17 protein-coding genes and 1 pseudogene are annotated in these 20,848 nt (G+C 45.2%); 7 read left to right on the plus strand and 11 right to left on the minus strand.

Annotated elements, in window-relative coordinates; all coding sequences use genetic code 11:
- Nucleotides 1-479: 479 nt before the first annotated feature.
- From NA59_RS14395 to NA59_RS09585, 3 genes are all read right to left on the minus strand, one after another.
- Nucleotides 480-3,107 (minus strand): methyl-accepting chemotaxis protein, encoded by a 2,628-nt coding sequence (locus tag NA59_RS14395; protein WP_052501588.1) that lies wholly within the window; start codon nt 3,105-3,107, stop codon nt 480-482.
- Nucleotides 3,108-3,241: 134 nt separating this feature from the next.
- A complete protein-coding gene (locus NA59_RS09580) occupies nt 3,242-6,205 on the minus strand; it encodes a methyl-accepting chemotaxis protein (RefSeq protein WP_044411584.1) in 2,964 nt (987 codons plus the stop codon).
- A gap of 107 nt (nt 6,206-6,312) precedes the next feature.
- Nucleotides 6,313-7,014, minus strand: a complete 702-nt coding sequence (locus tag NA59_RS09585; protein ID WP_044411588.1) for a response regulator transcription factor — start codon at nt 7,012-7,014, stop codon at nt 6,313-6,315.
- A 207-nt stretch (nt 7,015-7,221) separates the two neighbouring features.
- Here NA59_RS09585 and NA59_RS09590 point away from each other — a divergent pair, with 207 nt between their 5' ends.
- From NA59_RS09590 to NA59_RS09600, 3 genes are all read left to right on the plus strand, one after another.
- A complete protein-coding gene (locus tag NA59_RS09590; RefSeq protein WP_044411592.1) occupies nt 7,222-9,090 on the plus strand; it encodes an ATP-binding cassette domain-containing protein in 1,869 nt (622 codons plus the stop codon).
- Between the two features lie 87 nt (nt 9,091-9,177).
- A complete protein-coding gene (locus tag NA59_RS09595; protein WP_044411594.1) occupies nt 9,178-9,630 on the plus strand; it encodes a NanQ anomerase/TabA/YiaL family protein in 453 nt (150 codons plus the stop codon).
- 187 nt (nt 9,631-9,817) lie between these two features.
- Nucleotides 9,818-10,942 (plus strand): NAD(P)/FAD-dependent oxidoreductase, encoded by a 1,125-nt coding sequence (locus NA59_RS09600; protein ID WP_044411595.1) that lies wholly within the window; start codon nt 9,818-9,820, stop codon nt 10,940-10,942.
- Between the two features lie 165 nt (nt 10,943-11,107).
- Here NA59_RS09600 and NA59_RS09605 read toward each other — a convergent pair whose 3' ends face one another.
- Together NA59_RS09605 and NA59_RS09610 are read right to left on the minus strand one after the other, a co-directional pair.
- The gene (locus tag NA59_RS09605) at nt 11,108-11,638 is read right to left on the minus strand and encodes a DUF3087 domain-containing protein (RefSeq protein WP_044411598.1); all 531 of its coding nucleotides are present in this window, start codon (nt 11,636-11,638) and stop codon (nt 11,108-11,110) included.
- Between the two features lie 10 nt (nt 11,639-11,648).
- Entirely contained in the window at nt 11,649-12,074 is a 426-nt protein-coding gene (locus NA59_RS09610; protein WP_044411601.1) for an FKBP-type peptidyl-prolyl cis-trans isomerase, read from the minus strand.
- Between the two features lie 229 nt (nt 12,075-12,303).
- Between NA59_RS09610 and dnaQ the strand changes: the two genes are divergently transcribed.
- The gene (gene dnaQ, locus NA59_RS09615) at nt 12,304-12,999 is read left to right on the plus strand and encodes a DNA polymerase III subunit epsilon (RefSeq protein ID WP_044411604.1); all 696 of its coding nucleotides are present in this window, start codon (nt 12,304-12,306) and stop codon (nt 12,997-12,999) included.
- Here dnaQ and NA59_RS09620 read toward each other — a convergent pair.
- The 4 genes from NA59_RS09620 to NA59_RS09635 form a co-directional block, all read right to left on the minus strand.
- Complete coding sequence (locus NA59_RS09620; protein WP_044411607.1) at nt 12,989-14,287, minus strand: dicarboxylate/amino acid:cation symporter; 1,299 nt, start codon at nt 14,285-14,287, stop codon at nt 12,989-12,991. The genes dnaQ and NA59_RS09620 overlap by 11 nt on opposite strands.
- A gap of 72 nt (nt 14,288-14,359) precedes the next feature.
- Nucleotides 14,360-14,656, minus strand: a complete 297-nt coding sequence (locus tag NA59_RS09625) for a rhodanese-like domain-containing protein (RefSeq protein ID WP_052501589.1) — start codon at nt 14,654-14,656, stop codon at nt 14,360-14,362.
- A gap of 37 nt (nt 14,657-14,693) precedes the next feature.
- The gene (locus tag NA59_RS09630) at nt 14,694-15,185 is read right to left on the minus strand and encodes a phosphatidylglycerophosphatase A family protein (protein WP_044411613.1); all 492 of its coding nucleotides are present in this window, start codon (nt 15,183-15,185) and stop codon (nt 14,694-14,696) included.
- An 11-nt stretch (nt 15,186-15,196) separates the two neighbouring features.
- Nucleotides 15,197-16,414, minus strand: coding sequence for an argininosuccinate synthase (locus tag NA59_RS09635; RefSeq protein WP_044411616.1), 1,218 nt, complete (start codon nt 16,412-16,414; stop codon nt 15,197-15,199).
- 126 nt (nt 16,415-16,540) lie between these two features.
- Here NA59_RS09635 and asd point away from each other — a divergent pair, with 126 nt between their 5' ends.
- Both asd and NA59_RS09645 read left to right on the plus strand, forming a co-directional pair.
- Nucleotides 16,541-17,464, plus strand: a complete 924-nt coding sequence (asd, locus tag NA59_RS09640; protein WP_052501590.1) for an archaetidylserine decarboxylase — start codon at nt 16,541-16,543, stop codon at nt 17,462-17,464.
- 1 nt (nt 17,465) lies between these two features.
- Entirely contained in the window at nt 17,466-17,804 is a 339-nt protein-coding gene (locus NA59_RS09645) for a P-II family nitrogen regulator (RefSeq protein WP_044411619.1), read from the plus strand.
- A gap of 63 nt (nt 17,805-17,867) precedes the next feature.
- Here NA59_RS09645 and NA59_RS09650 read toward each other — a convergent pair whose 3' ends face one another.
- Both NA59_RS09650 and NA59_RS09655 read right to left on the minus strand, forming a co-directional pair.
- Nucleotides 17,868-19,367 (minus strand): phosphohexomutase domain-containing protein, encoded by a 1,500-nt coding sequence (locus NA59_RS09650; RefSeq protein ID WP_044411621.1) that lies wholly within the window; start codon nt 19,365-19,367, stop codon nt 17,868-17,870.
- A 139-nt stretch (nt 19,368-19,506) separates the two neighbouring features.
- Nucleotides 19,507-19,932, minus strand: a pseudogene (locus NA59_RS09655) (type VI secretion system ATPase TssH); the annotation flags it as partial.
- Nucleotides 19,933-20,090: 158 nt separating this feature from the next.
- Here NA59_RS09655 and NA59_RS09660 point away from each other — a divergent pair.
- A partial coding sequence (locus tag NA59_RS09660; RefSeq protein WP_083945036.1) for an Rpn family recombination-promoting nuclease/putative transposase occupies nt 20,091-20,848 on the plus strand: 758 nt, incomplete at its 3' end.

The following is a 20,848-nucleotide window of genomic DNA, read 5'->3' on the forward strand; positions in this document are numbered from 1 at the left end:
CGTAACATACTACGTAAAAACCAAAATTACGCATTTTGCAAAAAAAACAATTTGCCCTTTCACCCTAAAAATAAGACATAAAAAACGTAAAAAACGTATTTTAATTATTATACAGTAATCTGCTAAAAAAATTCAACATTAGCCCGGATATTTCAGAACAAACGCATCTAAAGTAAATAATAAATCAATAACTTACAGTCAGGTCGCGCTCCCACGTTGAACGTGGAAGCGCCTTGGACTTGGGTTTGAGCGCTGTTTCATAGGTTAAATCGGTCTGCATTCCCACGCACAGCGTGGAACGAGAAATGATCTCCAACACATCTTTCGCCAAGTATTCCTCAAACGAGCCCCACCCACGTCATTGCGAACGAAGTGAAGCAATCTCTAAAAACAGTGCACAGTCGGCTATAGATTCCGGCTTTCGCCGGAATGACGGGTGGGTTGGATAGAGCCAAGCAGAATATTTGTTATTTTAAAGACTATGGACGCGGCAAGCCTTTTGAGCGCCGCGCAGCCTGCTTTCCTGTATTAAAAAACGCCATTTCTTTACGCAACAGGTTTGATTGCTCGCGCATGCTTTCAGCGGCGGCGGCCGTTTGTTCAACTAACGCGGCATTTTGCTGAGTAACACCATCAATTTTGGTGACGGCGTCATGAACTTGATGCATGCCTTCGGACTGTTCTTGGGTCGCATTCGCTATTTGAGTCACTAACGCCGTGACTTCATCAATAGATCCTGTAATCGTTTTCAGCGCTTCACCTGAGCTGTCGGCTAGTTTAGTGCCTTCATCAATACGCTCTACGCTTTCACTAATGAGTTTTTTGATGTCTTTGGCGGCTTCTGCTGATTTTTGTGCTAGACCACGCACCTCGCCAGCCACCACTGCAAAACCACGCCCATGCTCCCCCGCCCGCGCCGCTTCTACGGCGGCATTCAGCGCGAGTAGGTTTGTTTGGAATGCAATACCATCAATTAGGGATACGATGTCAGCAATTTTATGACTGGAATCTTTAATTCCTTGCATCGCTTTAATGGTTTTTTCCATCACCACACTACCCTGCTGGGCTTTGTGTTGTACATCAAGCGCAAGTGTTGAAGCCTGCTGAGTGTTGTCTGTGTTTTGTTTGATAGTTGCATTCATTTGCTCTATCGTGGCCGATGTTTCTTCAAGCGAGGCCGCCTGCTGTTGAACACGGTCGCTTAAGTCTAACGAACCTTGTGATACTTCAGTAGAGGCGCCATGCACAGCATCCGCCGCCTCTATGACGACTGATACCACTTCGGTTAATTTTTCAAGCGAGCGGTTAATCGCTTGTTGAAGACCACGTAAATCACCGTTAAAGCCTTCTTCAGGCAGGCTTACGCTCAAATCACCTGCCGCTTGCGCACTAATGACTTCGCCAATTTTTGACATCGCAAGTGATAGGCGCTCCATTGAGTTATTGATCGCTTGTTTAAGCAGTTTAAGTTCACCTTGAGCTTCAACTTGCACGCGAGCACTAAAGTCACCCTGTTCCATTTTTTTCATGACTGAAACTATATCCGTCATCACATGATTAATACTCGATAGCGCGCGCTCGACTTGATCTCTAAAGGCTTTGGGCACCTGTGGGTCCATTTTGACATCAAACTGTCCTTGCTCCAACGCCACCATGACTCTTGCCAACTCTGACATGGTTCCACTTAAACTTTGGGCGGCATCATTGACGTTATCTTGCAGAATTTTAAACGAACCTTTTGCGCCGTGTGCTTTTTGGCTAAAGCCACCTTGGCTGATGGCCCGAACCGAACTGGTTACTTGGGTCATTGAGCCTAAAATAGCATTTTGGAGTGAATTAAATTTTACAAATGTACGGCCAATTTCGTCTTCGCCCTTATCGGCTACACGCATCGTGAGGTCACCCGTGTGCTCTGCTTGCTCTACAGCCGATTGCAAGCGTCTGAGACGTTGGCGCAATGAGGTAACCAGCACATAAATGACCAGTAACACCAGCAAAGCTGCAACAAGGAAGGTTGCTTGAAGCTGAAGCGCTGGACCCGCTATCGACTTTTCAAGTTCTTCAAGCGGAATTCGAGCGGATATCGCACCACGCACTTCACCTAATTTCCAATCCGTTTTAGTGCTATTGGGGTCGGCATTATGGCAGGCTATGCAGGCATTGGAGGTCATAATATCGGGCACCGCCATTCTGAAATAGGACTTACCCTGATATTGCTCAACTTGAATATAAGGCGTATTGGGGTCTTTAGTCAATGCGGCCAACGCATTAGCTTCAAAACCATCTAAATTGGCTTCGCCTCGAAATTTAAACGGATGGGCACTAAACAACTTAACCTCGCCAACCTCTTTCGCCGATTCAGAATTTTGTGACATCTCACCCAAGGCCAGCATGACATTGGCCGCTAAGGGTAAATGGGTTGGGTGACTAGCATATTCATGACTGAGTATCATCCCGGCTTTTGTCACCTTGGGCACAATCTCATCCATATAAAATTGACGTGAGTTCATCGCCATGGTGATCATGTCCGAAGCCGAATTTTCACCGGCTGAATATAAACTGGCATTCTTCATGTGAATTAATCGCTCAGAGGTGATTAAGCCTGTTATTACAAATAACAAAATAATCGGAATCATAAGCTTGGTTAGTACTGACAGATTACGAAGTTTGTCAAACTTGATATCAAAGGGTTTTCTGGGAAGTCCATTTTTTAAAATGCGTTCACCCTGCTCAATTTGAGCATATAGGCGTTGCGCGGCTTGAATCTGAGACGCTGAGGCAGGGGTTCTAACGGAAATATAGCCGGTGATACGGCCATTTTCAACCAAAGGCGAGGCTTTGGCATTGACCCAGTATTCTCTGCCATCCTTAGCTTTATTTACCAGGGTGGTATTCCAACTTTTGCCCGCTTTGAGTGTTGCCCACATATCGGCAAACACTTGCTTGGGCACTTGAGGATGACGCATAACACTATGTGGTCTTCCCACCAACTCCTGCGAACTACAACCATTAATCTCTAAAAAGTCATCAGAAATCGTCAGGATCTTACCTTGCAAATCCGTGGTACTGTATAAAATATAATTATCCGGAATAACAATGCGGTTCATGATTTCACCTGTTTTTTTACTAGTTAAATACCTACTGGTCATTTGCAATTGATCACGTAGGTGAATTTGGTTTTATCTTAGCGCTACTATACTTGGTTCATAGAAACATAATTTAACAATCTTAGATTGGCGCATTAATTTAGTGATTCTATCTGATCGCCCAACTGCTCTGCAATCTGACTTATCGTTTGATCAAAGGTTTTTAACAGCTCTTTAATCATTGGGTAATCATCTTGTTGAAGCGCCTGGCGGATAAGGTGAATCGTTTGGCTAAACGTTAGATTCAGCTTTGCAAGGTCACTATTCGCCACCTGCAGCTGGTTTAATGGTGTGTTTTCAACTTGCATCATGCCATTTACCTGCTGTTCTAAATCTGCGCCATTAATATAATGCCTAATCTGTTGCTTCCAGGCCTGGTACTCTTGCATGACGTTTTGAATTTGCTGAGCTTGTGTTGATGATTGAATTATCTTCTCACGTCGCTTGGCTTTCGCTTGCGGGCTATCGAGGTTTGGCATGCAGTGTTGCTGCTTTAGTTTACCGAGCATTTCTTCAGGTTTGAGCGGCTTGTGTACAATATCGTTCATACCGGCTTGTTGTATTTTGTGTTCAAAATCTACGCCGTGCCCTGTATAGGCTAAAATGGGTTTGCTAAAGCCGACTTTTCTAAGTTGTTGTGCGGCTTCAAGACCATCCATCACGGGCATTTCAATATCTAACAATACGGCATCAGGTTGATAACGGCGCACCTGCTCTATGGCTTCACGCCCATTCGCCGCTGAACGGGTTTTATAGCCTGATTTTTCTAACACCATGCTCGCGACTTTTAGGTTGGATACGTTATCATCGACTACCAATACCGTTTTTGTTTGGTCTTGTTTTGTATGGGTTATGGCAAGTGTTGTTTCGCAATCTCCCAGCTCAAATACACCCACTAGATCATCCATCGCATGGGCGACTTCTCCCAGGTATTCAGCCAGTGATGAGTTTTCCATTACAAGCACAAGGCTTTGCTGGGCGGACTTATCAAGGGCCGACATGGTAAGATTGATACTTGCGATATCTTTTGACTGAGATTGTGCATTGTCTGAGATACTTTCTATATTTTGCGTTATGACATCAACATGCTTACTGATTTCAGACATGGATTGACTGGTTTTATCAACCACCTGATTGCCATAGTTTACCTTTTCGATACTTGCTGTAATGCGTTGATTAATATCACGCGCGGCATCGGCTGACTTTTGGGCAAGACTTCGTACTTCGGATGCGACCACCGCAAATCCTCGGCCATGCTCGCCTGCTCGCGCCGCTTCTACGGCGGCATTCAGCGCGAGGAGATTGGTTTGGAAAGCAATACTATCGATTAAGCTAACGATACCACTTATTTCCTCACTTACTTTTGAGATATCTTGCATCGCAGATTTGGCTTGCTCCATGCTTCGCTGCCCCTCATGCACGGCTTGCTGCATATCATGGGCAAGCTGATTTGATTTTTCTGCTTGAATGGCGGTTTGGTTCACTTTTTGGGTGATATTTTTTACTTTAATCGAAGTGTTTTTTAACTCACTCGCCTGGTGTTTGATCGCCGTTGATAGGGTTTGGTTGCTTGAGGCGACATGTTTTGAGGATTGTTTTACCTCCGATGATTGATTGCCAAAGTGGCAAAACGAGTAACGCAGCGCATTTATGCCTTCTTGCAGATTATCCATTGTCCAACCATACTGTCCCTCATATTCAGCTTGCGGTTTTAGCGTGAGATTTTTGGATGACAGCCCGCCGATAATGATTGATATGTCTTTAAAGGTGGCTTGAAGTGATGCAACTAAGCGGTTAATGTCTTCGCTCAATTCTTTGTAAAATCCATCTAGTTTTTCAGGTTCAAGCCTTGCACTTAAGCGCCCTGCTTGCGCGTCAAGCACCAGCTGTTTAATGCTATTTTGTACAAATACTTCTTGTACCTTGTCCTGCCAGTCGATCACTACCCCGAGTGACTGCCCTTGTTGATTAGTAATGGGGGACATTTGCAACGCTAAGTGCGCGCCAAAAAACTCAAGCCCGTGGGTTTCTGCTTGCTTTAGGTTATAGCAGGCCTGGTTGATGTCGGCATGATCCTGAAATAGCTCATGCGCATTTTTGTTAATTAAGTCTGTTAGGGCTATTTTCGCATTTTGCGCCTCGGCATCCTGGCTTAACTGCGCAAAGTAGTTTTGTAATGACGCATTAATGTAAATAATCGTGCCCGTTTGGTCTAGCAACATCATATTGGCATTCAGCTTATCTAAGCCCGACGCTAAACGCTGAGAACGTAATAAGGCATTTTTAACTTCATTATGCTCAAACCCTAACATGATTTGTGTGGTTTTTATCCGCCGACTGAGCCGCCCAGCGGTATTGTTACCGAAAGTATCAATTTTATTGTCCAGTTTGCCATTTGCAATTTCTTCTATGTCGCGAATACTGGTATTAATACGCTTCAAAAAATGCATGACATGAAAAGTGGAGAGAATCGTTAAAAATATAACCAAATAATTAAGCCAGCCAGCCCTTTCACCCGTAAAAATAGATTGAATTTCCATGACTATGGCGAGAAGCGTCGCTGGAATTATGGTGATCAGCGGATTCCAATGCGCAAAGAAATTAGCACGTTTTGTCCAGTGGTCAGCTTCACCATGGACTAGCTTGACTTGTTTTGCGGCGACGGCTTTATAGGCCGATTCGGCTTGTTGAATTTGTTCTTGTGAAGCGGCACCGCGTACACTGATATAGCCGGTTATTTTGCCATCTTCAAACAAGGGCGTAGCATTGGCTTGCACCCAGTAATGATCGCCATTTTTGCGTCGATTTTTGACAATTTGAGACCAGGGCTTACCCGCTTGTATTGTTTGCCAAAAGTCTTTAAACACTAACGCAGGCACATCTGGGTGGCGCAATAGATTGTGCGGCTGCCCTATTAGCTCATCCAGTTGATAGCCGCTGGCTTCAACAAAGGCTTCATTGGCGTAGGTAATGGTGCCTTTAAGATCTGTTTTAGAAACAAGAAGCGCATCATTCGCTAGGATGTAGTTTTTTTGGGTTACTGTGGCTTGGTTGATCATTTTTTAAAATCACGCAGTCAAAAACCACAATTCTAACATGCTAAATTTTTGAAACCTTACACAAGCCTACACTTATAAGCTAAACAACTTACTAAAATGATTTTTTTTTAGCTTTCAATTAGTTTTATCTCTATCACTAAACTATAACCTACACCCCGTACTGACAAAATAGTCTCTTGCTTTGGGTTATGAGTTAAGTTTTTTAACTTTTGCCGTAAACGTGAAAGCGTGACCTCTAAATGTTTTTTGCCCTGCTCATCCAATTCCATCCCAAGCGCTTCAAGCAGTTGCCAATGCTCAACAACCGGCACCGAACTTTTTTTTAACGCAGACAAAATTTTGACTTCCTTGAAGGAGAGTTTTTCAATACGCTCTGCATTCTGAAGCCTAAGTTTAATCGCGTTTAACACGATGTCATCTGCAGGCTTAGCGATAAAGCGGGGTGTTTTCTCAACAGTCCTGAGTTGCTTAACAGCCTGACTCAATGCTTTAGGATCAACAGGTTTCGTAAGATACAGGTTCGCCCCCGCTTCTAGACTTTTAAATTTAGCATCCAATTCATTGTGCATGGTCAAAATAATAATCATTAAGCCCGGATGGCGCTTCCTTAAAGCAGCAGACAGGGCTAAACCGCTCATGCCGGGCAAAGTAATATCTAAAATGGCAATCTGCACATCATTTAAGTCTATTTCACTTTGCATAAACTGCTCCGCAGATTCAAATTCATACACCTGATGGCCTTCTAATTGAAGATTCGTGACCAGTATATCGCGTAATAACAGCTGATCTTCAATAACTAAAACACTCAAATAGATAATCCTTTTTAATTTAAACTTAACCGTAACAACTTTGAGGATTATAACAAGATTTAAATAACTCCCTTTCGTTTTTTCAGACTGTCTCTGGCATTATAAATTTTGTTAATTTTTTAATATCCGTGATTATTCACCTGCTGACTCATTGTTGATTGCTGTTAAAATAGCTTTATTCCAACTCAATTAAAGTAAATTAAAACTATGGCTCTGTTATTTTTGCGCGACATCTCCCTTAGCTTTGGTGCGGCACCGCTGCTTAATAAAATTCATTTCCAAGTCGAACCGCTCGAACGCGTCTGTATTGTTGGGCGTAATGGCGAAGGCAAATCCACCTTGCTTAAAATCATCGAAGGCATCCAGCCGGCTGATGAAGGCACACGTATTGTTCAAGATGGTGTCAAGATTGCCAAACTGCGCCAGGATGTACCGCACGATATTCAAGGCTCGGTGTTTGATGTGGTGGCATTGGGTCTAGGCGATATTGGTCGCATTCTCAAAGACTACCACCATGCCGCACTCGATGGCGACATGGATCAATTAGCTGATTTACAGCAGCAAATCGAAGCGCAAAACGGCTGGGAGATGAATCAAAAGGTTGACACGATTTTATCTAAGCTTGATTTACCGCCAGATGATGAATTCTCATCCTTATCCGGTGGAATGAAGCGCCGCGTTTTACTGGCTCAAGCCTTGGTGCAGCAGCCTGATATATTATTGCTAGATGAACCGACCAACCATCTTGATATTCCCTCGATTCAATGGCTCGAAGGCTTTGTTAAAAGTCTGCGCTGTGCGTTGGTATTCATCACGCACGACAGGGCATTTTTGCAAGCACTCGCCACCCGTATTGTAGAGGTTGATCGTGGTCAACTGTATAGTTGGGATTGTGATTACCTGACCTATCTTGAACGCAAACAGGCGCAACTTGAATCCGAGGCCAAATCGAACTCCGAGTTTGATAAAAAACTCGCACAAGAAGAAGTCTGGATTCGCCAAGGTATAAAAGCCCGCCGCACCCGCAACGAAGGTCGGGTTCGTGCGCTAGAAAAACTCCGCCTAGAGCGCCAAGCCCGCCGCAGCCAGCAAGGCAGTGCGAATTTGCAGGTTAACCTTGCGGATACCTCGGGTAAAAAAGTAATCGAGTTATCCAACCTATCTTTTGCATGGCCGGATAAGGTGATTGTTGAGAATTTCTCTACGCTCATCATGCGTGGCGATAAAGTAGGTTTAATTGGACCTAACGGCTGTGGTAAATCCACCCTGCTCAAAATTTTGCTTGGTCAACAGCAACCGCAGAGCGGTGAAGTCGAATTGGGCACCAACTTACAAATTGCCTACTTCGACCAACATCGTGCCAAGTTAAATGAAGAGCTATCTGTTGCCGAAAATGTAATGGATTCAAGTGACCATGTGGAAATCAATGGTCAACGTAAACATATTATCGGCTATCTAAGTGACTTCTTGTTCGCACCAGATCGTGCCAGACAACCGGTTAAATCCCTGTCCGGTGGCGAGCGTAATCGCCTGCTTTTAGCGCAGGTATTTGCTAAGCCTTCTAACCTGTTGATTCTGGATGAACCGACGAACGATTTGGATGTTGAAACCCTCGAACTGCTTGAAGACCTGCTCATGAATTATCAAGGTACCGTTCTGATTGTCAGCCATGACCGGGCCTTTTTGAACAATGTGGCCACCAGCTCAATTGTATTTGATGGACCAGGCCTGGTGAATGAGTATGTCGGTGGTTATGACGATTGGTTACGTCAACGCCCACAAGTTGAGCCAAAGACTAAAAAAGCAGACAAATCTACCCCGATTAGTCAGCCCGAGCCAGCAAAGCCAGCCAAAAAACTCAGCTACAAGGACCAGCGTGAATACGATGCCCTACCCGGCATTATTGAACAACTTGAAAACCAACTTGAGGCCCTGAGTGCCGAGATTGGCGATAGCCGCTTTTATCAACAAGAGCAGCAAAAAATTGATAAAACTCTGGCTAAAATGCAGCGAAAGGAAAGCGAATTAGAACAGGCTTTTGCACGCTGGGAATCATTGGAAAGCCAACTGAACTAAATAATACGCTACACTAGGAGCCTGCAATAAAAAACGCCTAATTGTATAATTAGGCTCTTGTTATTAAACTCAAACAAAAGCACAACCATGATTATTGACCGCATAGAAAATGCCCATCTTTATATTGGCATTCACCCTGCTATTGACCAGGCTTTGAACTTTTTGTCAAAAACACCGCCTACTGAGCTAGACGCTCTTGTATTAGGGCGCCGCACCATCAGCCCAATTTTAGACTGTATTGTCGATGAATATCAAACTCAATCCAGCGAAGATAAGCTTTATGAAGCACACCAAAAATACATTGATGTACAATTCATCTTGTCGGGCGAAGAATACATGGGGGTCGCGCCCTTAATTAATCAAACACCGGCTCAGCCCTATAACAATGAAAAAGATTTTGCGCTTTATAAGGTTTCTGGGGAAATGTTTAAAGTCAAAGCTGGAATGTTTGTGGTATTTTTTCCAACGGACATCCATTTACCATCGATTGGCACCCCTGCTAGGCAGGTTCGAAAAATAGTAATGAAAGCGCTCGCTTAATTAATCTAGGAGCCTGTCGGACTAAACCGGTCGAAGCGAAAAAAAGTCTGGTTTGAGTCAGTTTTTGTTCAATTCCGAGGAGAATAGCTAGCTATTTGACGAGGAAGTGGGCAAAAAATGGCCAAATCCAGCTTTTTTGCAGCCGATTGGCTTTAGTCCGACAGGCTCCTAAAGATAAGGAATAAATATGAAAATTTGTATTTTAGGCACTGGGTTTGCGGCCTTAACCGCCATTAAAGAAACCCGAAAGCGCCTACCCAATGCGCAAATACAAGTGATTGGTCCATGCAAGGAATTAATATACTATCCCAGCCTGATTTGGATGCCCTCCGGCTTGCGCCAGGCTGATGACTTACGTATTGATCTTCACAATTTCTTTAATCGACAAAGAGTTGAGTTTATTCAAGCCAGCGTAACAGGCCTTTCAGCTGATGGACGTAGCGTACAAACCGATCAAGGCGAATTTGATAATGAGGGTTTAATTATTGCCAGCGGTGGGCGATTTATTAAAAAACTGCCGGGGATTGAACACGCCATCACCCCTTGTGAAGGTATACCCGCCGCTCAACACATCACTGACCGACTCAAAGGCATGGACTCTGGTACGATTGCAATCGGTTTTGGCGGCAACCCCAACGAACCAGCGGCTATGCGCGGCGGGCCGATGTTTGAATTTTTATTTGGCATTGACACCCTGCTGCGTCAACAAGGTCGTCGTGACAAGTTCAAGCTTGTTTTCTTTAACCCCGCCTCTGAACCTGGCAAACGACTAGGTGATAAATTCCCTGAAAAACTAAAAGTCATGCTCGCTAAAAAAGGCATTGAAAGCCATTTAGGACACAAGGTAGTTGGTTTTGAAGCCAATAAGGTCAAAACCGAAGGCGGCGAGTTGGATGCCGATTTGATTTTGTTTATGCCTGGGATGACAGGGCCCGCTTGGCTGGATAATACCGCGCTACCAAAATCGGCAGGCGGCATGATTAAAGCCGATAACGATGCGCGGGTTAAAGGCATGGACAAAGTGTATGTAGCTGGTGACGCGGGTAGCTTTGAGGGCCCTGCATGGCAACCCAAACAAGCACACGCCGCCGATATTCAAGCGAAAACCGCTGCACATAACCTAACGGTTGATTTTGAAGCTAAAGGCGAAAAAATACAAATCAAACACGAGTTAATTTGCATTGTCGACACCCTTAGCCATGGCATGTTGATTCGCCGCACCGAATCTGGCACATTGATGCTACCGCCCTGCCGCTTGATGCATTATGCTAAACGTTTTTTTGAGGGCTGGTATTTACGCCAATACCGTTAATCTACACACCTACTTGGCCGTGGCAATCTCTTGTCGACTCGACATACCCTTGTGAGATTGCCGCGTCACTGCGCGCCTCGCAATGACCGTTTTTTCTCAATTTAATGACAGTGATGCACAGCGTAGGAACAAGGCCAAGATTACTTTTGACTCTCTGAGCTTGGATTATTCAACCTTCTTGTCAGCTATCAGGTTTTTTAGCTTGGCTAGCTCAAAACTTGTTTGGTCAGTATCCAAGCCCTGTTGTTGCATTTTGGCCTCAAGTGCGTCGCGTTCAACTTTTAAGTCAATAAGACCGCTGGTGTTTTGCTCTAGTGTGTACATTTGGGTGATACCTAGGTGATAAAAACGCATGATTTTCATCGCTTCGGCATCGCCTGCTTCAACTTTTTCTTGCAACGGCTTCATCGCATTGGTGATGTGCATTAAGCTGCGTTTTAATTTCCAGCCATACATCGCCTCCGTCATCCAAGGTTTGTCTTTAAAAAACTTAGCGGTAATCCAAAAAACCAGGATTAAGCCAAACATCGCGCCGATAATTTGCAAGGTCAGTGGGTTGACCGGATCATCAAACAAGCTATAAAAGCCATAAGAACTGACAAAACCAACGACAATAAACAACCCCATAATACGCAAGGTGGCATTACGGGTATTTGTGCGGTAAACCTTTGGATCTATCTCTTGAATCTGAAACATATACGCTCCTCTATTCAACTGACACAATTTCAACTTTATAATGTAAACGTTTACCGGCTAGTGGGTGATTGCCATCAAGATACACCTTATCGCCGACAATTTTGGTGATGCGGAAGTTTATTGGGTTACCGTCTGGGTCTTGGGTTTCAACCACATTACCTTCGGTTAAATCGACATTATCGTCAAAGTTTTCAGGGCTGGCGACAACGATTAAATCGTCCGTTTCATAGCCATAACCCTTTTCAGGCTCTATCGTGACTTTGGCTTCAAAACCGGCTTCTTCGCCAGCTAAAAAGTCTTCTAAACCTTCAATAATTTCTTCTTCACCGTGAATATACACCACCGGTGCAATATCGTAGGTTGAATCTAACAATTTACCGTCATCACCTTTTAACTCATAGTGAAACGTAACCTTAGCTCCATTTTTTACGCGCATTGTGCTGCCCTCAAATTTAATATCAATGGTAACCCGGATGCTTCATAAAGTTCACGCGCCCTCGCTTGTCTATTGATTTCCCAACACTTTTTTCTCAGTCGGCTGTATGAATAACTACAGCTCTCCTTCGAAAAAAGCACTGGAAAACCAATATCCTGCGCGATCATCACGTGAATTTATGAAACATCCGGGTTAAAATGAACGCTATTTTAACCTATGTGAGCTTACTATGCGTCAGATTATCCTCGATACAGAAACCACAGGCATTGACCCCAAACAAGGGCATCGTATTATTGAAATTGGTTGTGTGGAGTTGATTAATCGAAAACTGACCCATCAACACTACCACCAATACATTCACCCCGAGCGCGAAGTCGAGCAAGAAGCGATTAATGTGCATGGTATTACCAATGAGTTTTTGACTGACAAACCGGTATTCTCAGCGGTGGTTGAGGCGTTTATGCACTTTGTTCAAGGGGCTGAATTGATTATTCACAACGCGCCCTTCGATGTGGGCTTTATCAATCATGAACTCTCATTATTGCCTAACAATCCCTGGGGCAAGATTGAAGACCATTGCAAAATCACCGACACCCTAAAAATGGCGCGCAAGACCTATCCTGGGCAACGTAACTCATTGGATGCGTTGTGCAAACGTTTAGGGGTAGATAACTCAGGGCGTGAATTGCATGGCGCACTCCTCGACTCCGAGATTTTAGCTGATGTATATTTAATGATGACCGGCGGTCAGGTTAAACTGAGTTTGGCGGCGGATAATGCCGAACAAAAACAGACCTATGAGCGAAAATCGCTTGAACAACGCGCGCCTTTACGCATTATTCAAGCGAGTCAGCAAGAACTCGATCAACATCAAGCTTATCTTGCCAAGCTGTTCAAAGACCAGGAAAACCCCGTTATTTGGTAACGGGTTCTGTTTGGCTGTTTGATGACTCGGCGTTCAACTCGCTGTAAAAATGAGTTTCACCTTCGGTGCGGGCAATCACCACCGCCCCCACCGAATCACTAAAGATGTTAACCGATGTTCGCATCATATCCAGCAGCCGATCCACTACCAATAAAATACCCAAGGCTTCTATAGGCAAGCCCACCGCCAGCAAAATCACACTAATGGCCACCAAACTTGCTGAAGGAATCCCTGCCACACCAATCGAGGTAGCCAAAGCCAAAATTACCACCAACAACTGCTGCGTCCAAGTTAAATCAACACCAAATAACTGGGCAATAAACAACACCGCTACGCATTCATACAGGGCGGTACCGTTCATATTGACCGTCGCCCCCAGGGGTAATACAAAACTGGTGACACGGTTGGATACGCCTGCACGGCGCTCGACGTTCGACATGGTGACCGGCAAGGTCGAGGCCGATGAACTGGTGGAAAAAGCGGTTAAAAGCGCGGGCATCATCGCTTTATAGTGCAGCCAAGGGTTTTGAATTTTACCGACAAACTTGAGTAGCAGCGCCATCACCACGATAAAATGCAAACCCAAGGCCAACACCACGGTGAAAAAGAACCAAGCCAAATTACCAAATTGATCAAAGCCAGTTCGCGCCACCGAGGCCGCGACCAACCCAAACACCCCATAGGGTGCGAACTTCATCACCAGGTTCGTGATTTTCATCATCACATCAAACACCGCCTGCCAAAAGTCATGCATGACTTCTCGCGGCCGCCCGGTCAACTGCGTCATAAAAAAGCCAAACAAAATACTAAAGAAAATCAAACCCAGCATTTGCATTTCGACAGCGGCTTTAAAAATATTATCCGGAATCATTCGAATAAAAATTTCAGCAATGTCACCCATGCCTTTGCCTTCAACTGCCGACATCAATTGCATATTGGTTTCCAGCACCGGCACTTCCGCTTGCCCCGCACCCGGCTTGATAATATTCACCAACGCTAAACCTATCAAGATGGCAATGAGTCCTGTTATGGCGTAATAGCCCAGGGTTTTAAGCCCAATGCGACTAAAGCCTTGCTGACCGCCAATATTGCTGACCCCAATAATAATCGCCGACACCACTAACGGGATAACAATCATTTTGAGCGCATTCAAAAATAAAGTGCCGATAAAATCATAAATGGCTACCCAACTAATGCCAATAATCGTTGCGCTCACACCCGTTGCGCTACCCATTAGCGCCGCCAATACTAAAGCGATTAAAATTTGCCAATGCAATGCAAGCTTCATCGTTTTACTCCTCGTTTTTTCTCAATCCTTAAAACAAAAAAAGCGCACAAGGCGCTTTTAATTTATTTCCCATCACACATCGGGGCACTGGTACCAAGCCATCGACGGCCCAAGATTATGCACACTGGCAAAACCTTGTCCCATTAAGATTTGTTGCGCCATATACGAACGCTGACCAGAACGACAGAAAACAATAACGGGTAAATCTTTGTTTAGTTTCTGCCCTGCCACCTGATCAATTTCATGCAACGGAATATTAATGGCACCGGGGATTGGCTCCATCATACACTCCTGCGGTGTCCGCACGTCCACCAACTGACCTTGATGGTCTTTAACTAAAGCCTTTGCTTGCTCACAAGGGATAAACATGCACGTCTCCAATCCGAAAATAGCGCTAATGTAACGCTTAAGCGCTAAAAAAACTAATATAAATAATCCATACCCCTATAAGGGCAAATAGAGCGGCGACGATATCATCGAGCATAATGCCAAATCCACCCGAAACGCGGCGATCCAGCCAACCAATTGGCCAAGGCTTGATAATATCAAAAAACCGAAACAAACCAAACGCTAACAGCCACCACAACCAGGCCTGGTCGGGTAGCAGTAATAAAACCAACCAAATGCCAACAAACTCATCCCAAACGATGCCGCCATGATCATGCACACCGACCATCTCAGCGGCACGACCACAAATCCAACTGCCGGCAAACAAGCCGATGACAAACACCACCCAGGCCAAAATCGGCGCATAGACCACCAAAGGAATAAACAGCAGCCAACCGAGCAAGGTACCCCAGGTACCCGGTGCCTTGCGGGCTAAACCAGAGCCAAAACCAAAACCCAGCATCAGCGCGGGGTGTTGCTTTAACTCTGACCAGCTTGGTATAGTCGACATCTAGCGAACGATTACTTAGCTTGACGCTTACGCGCTGCAATCCGCAAACGCAGCGCATTTAACTTAATAAAGCCTTCCGCATCTTTTTGGTTATAAGCGCCCTTGTCATCTTCAAAGGTCGCGATTGACTCATCAAACAAACTGTCTGATTCAGACTTGCGCCCGACCACGATCACATTCCCCTTATAAAGCTTCAAGCGCACTACGCCATTGACCACTGTTTGTGATTTATCAATCGCCGCTTGCAACATTTCACGCTCAGGGCTAAACCAGAAGCCGTTATACACTAACTTAGCATAACGCGGCATCAGCTCATCTTTTAAATGCGCGGCTTCGCGGTCTAGGGTAATAGATTCAATCGCACGATGTGCCTTGATCATAATCGTACCCGCTGGGGTTTCATAACAACCACGAGATTTCATGCCTACAAAACGGTTTTCAACTAAATCATCGCGTCCAATACCATTGGCGCCACCGATTTTGTTTAGCTCGGCCATAATCGTTGCTGGCGACAACGCTTGGCCATTTAACGCAACAATATCGCCCTTCTCATAGGTTAGCTCAATATAAGTCGGCTCATTCGGTGCATTTTCTGGTGACACTGACCAACGCCACATAGATTCTTCTGGCTCGGACCATGGATCTTCCAGCACGCCACCTTCATACGAAATGTGAAGTAAGTTGGCATCCATTGAGTAAGGTGATTTTTTGCCTTTTTTATTTTCAATCGCAATATTGTGCTCTTCCGCATAGGTCATTAACTTTTCACGCGAGTTCAAATCCCACTCACGCCAAGGCGCAATCACTCTAACATCAGGCATTAGCGCATAGGCACCCAGCTCAAAACGCACTTGGTCGTTTCCTTTGCCCGTCGCGCCATGAGAAATCGCATCGGCATTCACATCTTTCGCAATCTCAACCAAACGCTTGGCAATTAAGGGGCGTGCAATCGAGGTACCTAGCAAATATTCGCCTTCATAAATCGCATTGGCACGGAACATCGGGAATACAAAATCACGCGCAAATTCTTCACGCAAATCTTCAATGAAAATTTCTTTAATCCCCATCGCTTGGGCTTTAGCACGCGCTGGCTCCACTTCTTCACCCTGACCAATATCCGCGGTAAAGGTCACCACTTCACATTGATACTCATCCTGTAACCATTTAGCGATAATCGAGGTATCTAAGCCGCCTGAATAGGCTAACACTACTTTTTTAACTTGTGACATTTTGCTTCCTTTTAAAATAATGAACCGAAAAATCGACTCAAGCCTATAAATTTGTGAAATTATACCTTAAAATCTTTGTTTTTAGGGCTTGAAGCAATAAGTCTTTTATTTAAAAAGGGGGCACAGATGCCATTGATGGACTATGTAAAGGTGGTACCACAGTACCTTATACCGAAACACCTGCTATCCCAAGCGATGCATCGTTTTATGCATATCCAGGTGGGCTGGATTAAAAACAACACGATTAAGGGCTTAACCAAGCTCTATAATATTGACATCACCGATGCCCAAGAACAAGACATCGAAAAATATCCCCACTTCAATGCGTTCTTTACCCGTGCCCTCACCCCAGAAGCCCGCCCAATCCACCCGGGCGATGCAGTATGGGTCAGTCCTGTCGATGGTGTCATCAGCCAATCAGCACCCATTAAAGGCAACCAACTGATTCAAGCAAAATGCCATGACTACACCACCGAAGCACTGGTGGGCGGCGACATTAGCTATGCACAAAAGTTTAAAGAGGGTGACTTTGCCGTTATTTATCTGTCACCTCGCGACTACCATCGCATTCACACCCCCATTAGCGCACAACTCTTATCGATGACCTATGTACCGGGGGACTTGTTTGCGGTTAACCCCGCAACAGTTAACCTCGTGCCCGGCTTGTTTGCCCGTAATGAACGCTTAGTATTACGATTCAAGTCCGCACAAGGCGATTTTTGCTTGATTATGGTCGGAGCAATATTTGTTGGCAGCATGGAGACCGTGTTCCAAGGCAAAATTACCCCACCCTATAGCGCCACGATTCAACACTGGGATTATCAAGATCAAAACCTAGTGTTTGAAAAGGGCGAAGAAATTGGCCGCTTTAACATGGGCTCAACCGTGGTATTATTAACGCAAAATGGACAGTTCCCCGAACTAGGCCAGCAAACCGAACGATTTATCAAAATGGGTGAAGCCTTTTGTTTCCCAACGCCGCCCAGCGCCGATGAGATTGAAGAAGACCCCACTAACGACGACGATGAACATGCCGTAGGAGGCCTATAACATGAAACAGATTACCGCAATTATCAAACCTTTTAAGTTAGACGATGTGCGCGATGCGCTACATGACATAGGCATCCACGGCATGACCGTGACCGAAGTTAAAGGCTATGGCCGCCAAAAAGGCCACACGGAAATGTACCGTGGCGCAGAGTATGTGGTCGATTTTCTACCGAAGTTAAAACTAGAAATCGCCGTAGCCAATGAAGTAGTAGACAATGCGATTGAAGCGATTGTCCAAGCAGCGCAAACCGGAAAAATTGGTGATGGCAAAATTTTTGTCACCAGCATCGAACAAACCATTCGTATCCGCACCGGTGAAACAGGTCCAGACGCGCTCTAAACCCAGACCATCCGCTCAAAAAGCCGGTGTTTGTAGGCTCAAACACCGCTTCTGGGCTGGTCACTACTTCAAGTCGAACAACCTAATAAAGCCAGACAAACGTTTTAAAATCCGTCCCACGCCCCCTTCCACATCCGACTCTACATTGAGCGCCATGACGGGATCGTGCAAGGATAAACGTAACAAAAACCAGCCCCTTTCATCGTCCGCACAACATGAAACACGCAAACCCTCAACATTGTTGGGAACAAGATGCCAATCATCCTGCTCATTCAACCACGCCGCAAGCGCGTCCAACACCGTTTGACCATAGGACTTAAAATCAACAGGCATGATCTGATAACGCACCTCTTCTGACTCAACCGGCTCTCTTAGCCCCGCGACTAAATCAGTCAACACACCCTGACGCATTTTCGCTTTTGCCAACTCAATTAACAATCGCGTAATCAAATACGCACCATCATCTAAAAAATAATTTTCTTGCAATGCGGCATGGCCTGATGTTTCTATCGCTAAAGGCGTAAAAATACCCAATTTATTAAGGCGAATCGCTTCATTAATCACATTTTTATAACCACGCTTAAAACGGTGATGCTTTCCTTTTAGCTGATTTTCAATAAAGTCGGTCAAACCATCTGCGGTAACCGAATCTGTTACGATCGTTGCACCAGGATGCTCTTTAAGTAAAATAGCCGATATCAGCGCAATCAATTTATTTCGGTTTAATGCTTGCCCCTCGGCATCAACCGCCGCACTGCGATCCACATCTGTATCAAAAATAATGCCAAAATCAGCCTGATGGCAAAGCACCGCATCACGAATAGACTGCATCGCGCTGGCATCTTCAGGGTTAGGAACATGATTTGGAAAATGCCCATCCGGTTCAAGAAACTGACTACCCGCCGTATCCGCACCCAGCGGCCTCAGCACGCTGTCAACAAAAAAACCACCCGCACCATTACCCGCATCGACAATAATCTTAAGCCCTTTCAATGGCTGCAAATAATCAATGGGATGCGCGATACCTTGGCGTACTTTTTCAACCAGGCCTGCGGCATAAATCGCCATAAAATCAAATGAAGGGGGTGGCGCCACTCGACTCACCGGCACACACGCGGATGCCAGCGTTAGTATCTCAGCAATATCGTTTTTATTTAGCCCACCTTCAGCGACAAAAAACTTAAATCCATTACGATTAAACGGCAGATGACTCGCCGTAATCATTATCGCGCCATCAAACTTTGGCGTTGCCTCTAGTGTCGACATAAACATCGCGGGGGTTGAAGCCAAACCAAAATCCACCACACTCGCCTGCTTAGCCATCAACCCTGCACATACCGCTTGACTTAACACCGGTCCGGATAAGCGCGAATCACGCCCTACCGAAACGCGCACTAACTCACAAGAAGGCGCTAAGCGCGCGGTCAACCAAATCGCAAACGCCTGACCGATCGCATTAGCCATGTCAACAGTTAAATTAACGGCCTCTCCCGCCACCCCATCAAGCACAACACCACGAATATCCGACCCATTTTGTAACTTAAACCAATCCACGCTACCCATCTTAAAACCTCCTATTCAGCCTCTGGTTTATCACTATAACACACAGCCTAAAGACGGTGGTTAATAGAATAGGATAAGTGTTTAGTGAACAAAAAACCCCGCACTTGCGGGGTTGGGAGGGTTCGAGGTAACTAACTCGTTAATGGAAATTAAGTTCACCGTCCTCAAGTTCAACATGAATCGTTGAGCCCGGGTGGAACTCGCCTTTTAGGATGCGTTGCGCTAGCGGGTTTTCCAAGCGTTGCTGGATAACACGTTTTAGCGGACGCGCACCATATACTGGATCGAAACCCGCCTCGCCTATCACATCTAGCGCCGGAATCGACACCTCGATTTTCAGATCAATGTCCGCCAAACGCAAACGCAGGCTTTCGAGCTGAATATCGGTAATCGCACGAATCTGGCCTTTTCCAAGCGGATGGAACACCACAATATCATCAATACGATTGACAAATTCTGGGCGGAAGTGGCCACCAACCACCTCCATTACCGCCGCCTTCATCGCATCATAATTGCCTTCCCCTGCCAGCTCCTGAGCAATATAAGCTATCATTCGACGAGTTAATGCGCCGCTTAAATCAAGGCGACCACTCAAAATCCTAACCGCATAAAAAACGCCCCAATCAAGGGGTGTTTTTCCTTATCGCCATCTCTTACCTTTTTTTCCAGCCTATGCATTATGCTAAAATAACGCCAGTAAATGAATAGTGTGAAAAAAAACAAATGACAAACACCACCGATTCAAAGTTCCACGACACCGGCTATAAGGAATTATTCTCTTACCCGGAAATGGTGCAAGCGCTGATTGAAGGCTTTTTTCCCGAAGAGATGGCTCAGCTGGTGGATTTTGATAGCCTAACCCCACAACCGGGTAATTATGTCACGCCGCTGTTTGATGAAAAAATAGAAGATGTAGTCTGGTCAATTGATGTAAATATTGAAGGGCAGCGCCAACCCATATTTTTATACTTGCTGATGGAATTTCAATCTGGGGTGGATTATGCCATGCCCTTGCGATTTATGCATTATGTCGCGGGTTTTTACTCCACCCTGATTAAAAATGGCAAGTTCACTAAATCCGGCCCCTATCCACCCGTGTTTCCCTTAGTGATTTATAACGGCCAAGTAAGATGGACGGCTAGAACCAATATCGCCGATCAGATTGAACCCGTACCGAGCTTTCTAAAGATCTATCAACCCTGCCTCAACTATTTTTTAGTGGATGAGGGGCGTTATAGCGATGAAGAACTGGCCTCGATTGCCAATCCGGTGAGCAGTATTATTAATATTGAACAGGCCAAAACGTTAGAAGACTATCAAAAAGCCTTTTATCGCGCCGGTCAAATCATCCGGGCCCACCCCCACAAAGAGCGCATCGATGACATTCTCACCCAATGGTTCAAACGCACCTTGCACAAACGCGGGGTTGAGGTTAATATTGAAAACATGATGACACTAACAAGGAGTGATGGAATGTTAGC

This window comes from Thiomicrospira microaerophila (genome assembly GCF_000934765.1).
GTDB classification, from domain to species: domain Bacteria; phylum Pseudomonadota; class Gammaproteobacteria; order Thiomicrospirales; family Thiomicrospiraceae; genus Thiomicrospira; species Thiomicrospira microaerophila.

Excerpts from the sequence above, each read along its gene's own strand:
- NA59_RS14395 (WP_052501588.1), bottom strand. The coding sequence starts at position 3,107 with ATGAACCGCATTGTTATTCCGGATAATTATATTTTATACAGTACCACG.
- NA59_RS09580 (WP_044411584.1), bottom strand. The coding sequence starts at position 6,205 with ATGATCAACCAAGCCACAGTAACCCAAAAAAACTACATCCTAGCGAAT.
- NA59_RS09590 (WP_044411592.1), top strand. The coding sequence starts at position 7,222 with ATGGCTCTGTTATTTTTGCGCGACATCTCCCTTAGCTTTGGTGCGGCA.
- NA59_RS09595 (WP_044411594.1), top strand. The coding sequence starts at position 9,178 with ATGATTATTGACCGCATAGAAAATGCCCATCTTTATATTGGCATTCAC.
- NA59_RS09600 (WP_044411595.1), top strand. The coding sequence starts at position 9,818 with ATGAAAATTTGTATTTTAGGCACTGGGTTTGCGGCCTTAACCGCCATT.
- NA59_RS09605 (WP_044411598.1), bottom strand. The coding sequence starts at position 11,638 with ATGTTTCAGATTCAAGAGATAGATCCAAAGGTTTACCGCACAAATACC.
- NA59_RS09610 (WP_044411601.1), bottom strand. The coding sequence starts at position 12,074 with ATGCGCGTAAAAAATGGAGCTAAGGTTACGTTTCACTATGAGTTAAAA.
- dnaQ (WP_044411604.1), top strand. The coding sequence starts at position 12,304 with ATGCGTCAGATTATCCTCGATACAGAAACCACAGGCATTGACCCCAAA.
- NA59_RS09620 (WP_044411607.1), bottom strand. The coding sequence starts at position 14,287 with ATGAAGCTTGCATTGCATTGGCAAATTTTAATCGCTTTAGTATTGGCG.
- NA59_RS09625 (WP_052501589.1), bottom strand. The coding sequence starts at position 14,656 with ATGTTTATCCCTTGTGAGCAAGCAAAGGCTTTAGTTAAAGACCATCAA.
- NA59_RS09630 (WP_044411613.1), bottom strand. The coding sequence starts at position 15,185 with ATGTCGACTATACCAAGCTGGTCAGAGTTAAAGCAACACCCCGCGCTG.
- NA59_RS09635 (WP_044411616.1), bottom strand. The coding sequence starts at position 16,414 with ATGTCACAAGTTAAAAAAGTAGTGTTAGCCTATTCAGGCGGCTTAGAT.
- asd (WP_052501590.1), top strand. The coding sequence starts at position 16,541 with ATGCCATTGATGGACTATGTAAAGGTGGTACCACAGTACCTTATACCG.
- NA59_RS09645 (WP_044411619.1), top strand. The coding sequence starts at position 17,466 with ATGAAACAGATTACCGCAATTATCAAACCTTTTAAGTTAGACGATGTG.
- NA59_RS09650 (WP_044411621.1), bottom strand. The coding sequence starts at position 19,367 with ATGGGTAGCGTGGATTGGTTTAAGTTACAAAATGGGTCGGATATTCGT.